This is a genomic window from Hydrogenophaga sp. (assembly GCF_048549895.1).
In the GTDB taxonomy this organism is placed as follows: domain Bacteria; phylum Pseudomonadota; class Gammaproteobacteria; order Burkholderiales; family Burkholderiaceae_C; genus Hydrogenophaga.
In genome coordinates, this window is the sequence record NZ_JBLYYB010000099.1 from 1 (window position 1) to 4,810 (window position 4,810).

At 62.2% G+C, this 4,810-nt stretch carries 5 protein-coding genes; 2 read left to right on the top strand and 3 right to left on the bottom strand.

Annotated features, from left to right (window positions below; genetic code table 11):
* On the bottom strand, positions 1-187 hold a 187-nt coding region (locus ACN4F8_RS10355; RefSeq protein WP_419473515.1), incomplete at its 3' end, for a type II toxin-antitoxin system VapB family antitoxin.
* Positions 188-254: 67 nt separating this feature from the next.
* On the opposite strand from ACN4F8_RS10355, the gene ACN4F8_RS10360 reads away from it, so the two are divergent.
* The gene (locus ACN4F8_RS10360; protein ID WP_419473516.1) at positions 255-923 is read left to right on the top strand and encodes a nuclease-related domain-containing protein; all 669 of its coding nucleotides are present in this window, start codon (positions 255-257) and stop codon (positions 921-923) included.
* Here the strand turns inward: ACN4F8_RS10360 and ACN4F8_RS10365 are convergent.
* Complete coding sequence (locus ACN4F8_RS10365) at positions 917-1,837, bottom strand: hypothetical protein (RefSeq protein WP_419473517.1); 921 nt, start codon at positions 1,835-1,837, stop codon at positions 917-919. The genes ACN4F8_RS10360 and ACN4F8_RS10365 overlap by 7 nt on opposite strands.
* A 94-nt stretch (positions 1,838-1,931) precedes the next feature.
* On the opposite strand from ACN4F8_RS10365, the gene ACN4F8_RS10370 reads away from it, so the two are divergent.
* Positions 1,932-3,923 carry a DUF2075 domain-containing protein gene (locus ACN4F8_RS10370; protein ID WP_419473518.1) on the top strand — a complete coding sequence of 664 codons (1,992 nt, stop codon included), beginning with the start codon at positions 1,932-1,934 and terminating at the stop codon, positions 3,921-3,923.
* An 86-nt stretch (positions 3,924-4,009) separates the two neighbouring features.
* On the opposite strand, the gene ACN4F8_RS10375 is transcribed toward ACN4F8_RS10370, so the two are convergent.
* Positions 4,010-4,810 (bottom strand): HipA domain-containing protein (locus ACN4F8_RS10375; RefSeq protein ID WP_419473519.1); only part of this gene is annotated, 801 nt, incomplete at its 5' end.

Here is a 4,810-nt window from a genome sequence, read left to right on the forward strand (position 1 = left end):
CGCGGCGCATGGCGTCTAGATCGCCCTCCCACTTGAGCTTGCCGCGCAGGCTGCGAATCTCCCGTTGCTTCTGCAGGGTAATGAGCGCCTTCAGGCCTTGTTCCACCGCCTCGCGCTTGGTCTTCACGCCCGCGGCAGCCTGTGCCTGTTTCATCAGCTGTTCGTCAATCACGATGTTGGTACGCATGGGCGCTCCGAATGTGTACGATGCTTTCGTATCGTACACATCAACCGAATGAGGGGACAACTTCCTGATGGACGCCATCGTCAACACGGCGCTTACCGGCCTCTTCGGGCTATTTGTCTTCGCGGTCATCATCGGCTTCTTCAAGTCGCCCTACTTCAAGGGCTGGCTCGGTGAATCGGCCGCTGGGCTTTCCGCCAGGCTGTTCCTGCCCAAGGACCAGTACACGACCCTGCATAACGTGACCTTGCCGACCGCGGACGGCACGACGCAGATTGACCATGTGATCGTGTCGCGCTTCGGGGTGTTCGTGGTGGAGACGAAGAACTACAAGGGGTGGATTTTCGGTTCGGAGCATCAGCCGACCTGGACGCAGAAGATCTACCGGCGCACTCACACGTTTCAGAACCCGCTGCGCCAGAACTACAAGCACCTGAAGACGCTGCAGACTGCCTTGAGCCTCAGTCCTGAAGTGCTGCACTCGGTGGTCGTGTTCATGGGTGAATGCACGTTCAAGACGCCGATGCCGCCCAATGTCTGCATCGGCGGTGCATACACCCGTTACATCAAAAGCAAGAGCGTCCCGGTGCTGTCCGAGGCGGAGGTCAGCCGTATCGTTGCCGCGATTCAAGCGGAGCGGCTAGCGCCCACGCGCGCAACTGACCGAGCGCATCGGCAGCACGTGCGGCACTTGCAGGCCAAGAAAGAAGCGCCTCGTCTGCCTCGGCGACCTCAGTAGGTCTGCACGCCGAACTTTAGGAGCAGGCGCGGCAGTACGTCATCGAGGTTTTGCACGTCGGCATCATTGAGCTCGATAAGGTTGAAGCCGTACTTCCCGTAAAGGGCGAGCTTCTGCGCCTTGCGGTCCCGGTACTTGGGGTCGTTCTCCAGCCCCCAGTATTCGATGTAGACCTTGCCGGTGGGAATGTAGAAGTCGCAGTACATCTCTTCCTCGATCGGCAGCTTGCGCTCGTAGGCGTGAACGATCTCGGCCATGTAGAGCCAATTGTCGATCAGCATCTCGGCTTTGGACCGGACGAAGTGACCGTCCGTCGCGCGGTGTTTGGCCTCAAACTTTTCGCGGAAGCCGCTGCCACCATTGCTGCCCGTCGGGCCATCCGTGCTGGTCGGCGCAGAATCACTACCCAGCACTTGGGCGGCGCTGTCTTTGAAGCTTTTGTTCTCCAACAGCTGCGCCGGCCAAACCACGAAGGGAATGCCGGAGCGGTGATGCTCGCGCTGGACGCCACCGATCTTCGTGCCTTGTTTGGTGAGCCTCCAGCCCTTGAGGCCTTTCTCGATCCAGCCCAGCTCGGAGAGCAGAAAATTCACACGAGTCGCCGATAGACCCAGCTCTTCTCCGATCTTGGTCGGCGTGAGTTGTCCGGCGGCAATATCGGGTGCAGGGACGTCGTTGCCGCCGACACGCGGGTCACTTGCCGTGCTTGAGGGCCAGGCGATGTAGCGGCCAAAGCGCTTACTCTCGACGTACTTTCCGCCCGCTTCCTCGCCGGCAGGTGTGAGTGACCAACCCTCTTCGGCTTTGGACATCCAACCAACACTTTGCAAGGTTGCACGTAGCTCTGCGAGCTCGATGCCCATCTGTTCGGCGAGGCGGGTAACAGACAAGAACTCTGGTGGTTGGGCGGTCATGTCTCGGATCGATCAAAGAAGATGAGGCGCCCTGCAGGGCGGGCTGGGCTTAGAGGGTACAAAACCCTTGACCGCGCTGCGTTAAGCTCAGGCGATGCGCCGCGCCGCCTATTCGCAATCTGCCAAGATATTTCTGAACGAAGGCGACGACGCCATCCTCGGCGCGTTGACGCGGGCCAGTAATTTTGCGGTTGAAGACACGCAGCGCGCGGCGTGGCTGTCTGAGATTGAGCACCTCAAACAGTTGCTACCCCCACTGCTGGCCGACTTTGGCGACGGCACGCTGCATTTCGAGTACGCCATCCCGCGGATGGGGCGGCGTATCGACGTGCTATTGCTACTGCGTGGGGTGGTGTTTGTTCTGGAATATAAGGTCGGCGAGCAAGATTATCCCGCGCACGCGCTGGACCAGGTCACCGATTACGCGCTCGACCTCAAGCACTTTCACGAGACCAGTCACCATGCTGTGATTGCGCCGATTCTGATTTCCACAGCGGCAAAGGCCGCGTTGGCGCAGCCGATTCACGATGCCAAGGGCGACGGCGTGCTCTCTGCACTGGCCACCAACGCCGCGGGTTTGGCCGAAACCATCCGCTCAGTGCTGGCTGCCTACCCCAACGAAACCATTGATCCCGCGGTGTGGCAGCAGGGTCGTTATCAACCCACGCCAACCATCGTGGAGGCTGCGACCGCGCTGTACGCCGGCCACAACGTGCATGCACTCTCGCGCAGTGATGCCGGGGCCATCAATCTGGCGCAAACCAGCGCAAGTTTGGAAGCCATCATTGCCAGCAGCCGCGCACAGCGACGCAAGGCCATTTGTTTTGTGACGGGGGTGCCGGGCGCCGGGAAGACGCTGGTGGGGTTGAACATCGCAACGCAGCACATCGATCCGGACGGTGATCTCTACAGTGTCTTTCTCTCGGGCAATGGGCCGCTGGTCAGCATCCTGCACGAAGCACTGGCGCGGGATCGTGTGACGCAGGCTCGAAAACGCGGCGAGCGGGCCCGTAAAGGAAAAGCAAAAAGTGAAATCAAGGCGTTTATCCAGAATGTTCATCACTTCCGCGACGAGGGCCTGAAAGACCCGGACCGCCCGCCGATAGAACACGTCGCCCTCTTCGATGAAGCGCAGCGCGCCTGGGATTTGGCGCAGACGGCCAGCTTCATGCGACGCAAGAAGGGCTATCCAGACTTCCATCAGTCAGAGCCCGAATTCCTCATTTCCTGCATGGACCGCCATCCTGATTGGGCCGTGATTGTCTGTCTCGTTGGCGGCGGACAGGAGATCAACACCGGCGAGGCCGGCATCGGTGGTTGGCTGGAGGCGATTCGCGACCGCTATCCCGCCTGGCACGTTTACGCCAGCCCCAACCTCCACCACCGGGAGTATCAGGCGACGGCGCTGTTGCAGCAGATGGCCGCGCAGCAGCGGGTGCACTTTCACCCGGAGTTGCACCTGTCCATCTCGATGCGATCTTTCCGTGCCGAGACCGTAAGCGCCTGGGTGAAGGCCGCGCTGGACGGCGACATCGATCAGGCGCGATCGCTGCACGAAGGCTTCAAAGCGCGTTACCCGATTGCGCTCAGCCGCTCATTCGCGGACGCCAGAGCCTGGGTTCGAGAGCAGGCTCGCGGCACCGAACGCTTCGGGCTGGTCGTCTCCAGCCAGGCACAGCGTCTCAAGCCCTACGCCATCGACGTGCGCTCACCCATGGACCCGGTGCATTGGTTCCTGAACGACAAAACCGACGTGCGTAGCAGCTACTACCTGGAGGATGTCGCCACGGAGTTCCACGTGCAGGGTCTGGAGTTGGATTGGACCTGCATGGCCTGGGACGCCGACTTCCGTCGGGCCCGCGATGGCTGGCAGCACTTCAGCTTCCGTGGCGACCGCTGGCAGCGCATCTTGCAGCCGCATAGCCAGCGTTATCAGCTCAACGCCTATCGTGTGCTGCTCACCCGCGCGCGACAGGGCATGGTGATCGTGGTGCCGGAGGGCGATGCCCGTGACGCCACGCGGGAACCCGGCTTCTATGACGAGACCTACCGCTACTTGAGCGATCTTGGCTTAACGGTACTTTGATTGCGGGCCAGACCGCAGATCAACGAATTACGGCGCCGAGTTACCAACTACCCAATCTCCGCTCATCTGCAAAAGGGCGGGGTCGCTTAATTCGCCGCTTGAGCCAGCGCCCGTATATCGGGTGACACACGGCCGTCAGCCGCCACGCGCTGCCAGAACAGCGCTGCAGCCGAACGCGCCGACGCCCATTGCGACACGGCGAACGGCGGCGGCGCGGGCGTTCGCCATTCCGGCGTGTTGACGGCACCGTCTGCGGCGGGGGCGTAGCGCATGGGCAGCATGTCGTAGGCCGGGGCGAGGCCAAAGCTGCGTCCGCCGTCGTGAAGCAGCGACAGGTTGCCGAAATGCATGTCGCTGTTGGCAATGCAGGTGCCGAAGGCCTGCAGCCAGGCGATGTGATCGGCGTTTTGCCGTGACAGGCGGCGAGGGCCGACCAATCCACGCGCGGTGTGGGACCAGTCCTTGCGCTGGCCGATGAGCGGGTCGTTCACTGCGCCCAGCGAGATCAGACCCAAACGGCCTCGGGCGCCCACGCGGTCGAAGCGGGTCACTTCCAGAAACAGGCGACCGCCTGCCTCGACGAGGGTGCTATCGGCAGCGGGAAGCCCCGCCTCGGCAACGGTTTGCAACGCCAGGTGTTCGCAGACGAGCAGGTCGGCCCAGCGCCTGCCAACGGGCGTGCTCAGCGCGCCGCAGAACTTCACCAGCACATGGCGGATGCCGTTTAGATCTCGAACCTGCGCAGTGAACTTGGGCTGCTCGCCGCCCGCCGAGCTGCCGGGCAGTTCACCGGCCAGTGCCTGCTCGGCTATTCGCGGGTACCGGGATTCGCGGTCGTCGGCGTCGATGACGTCGCCGTGTTGCGTCTGCGTCCAGCGGGTGAAGGC

What these genes read in the sequence shown, in the direction of transcription:
- ACN4F8_RS10370 (WP_419473518.1), top strand. Translation starts at nt 1,932, where the DNA reads ATGCGCCGCGCCGCCTATTCGCAATCTGCCAAGATATTTCTGAACGAA.
- ACN4F8_RS10360 (WP_419473516.1), top strand. Translation starts at nt 255, where the DNA reads ATGGACGCCATCGTCAACACGGCGCTTACCGGCCTCTTCGGGCTATTT.
- ACN4F8_RS10365 (WP_419473517.1), bottom strand. Translation starts at nt 1,837, where the DNA reads ATGACCGCCCAACCACCAGAGTTCTTGTCTGTTACCCGCCTCGCCGAA.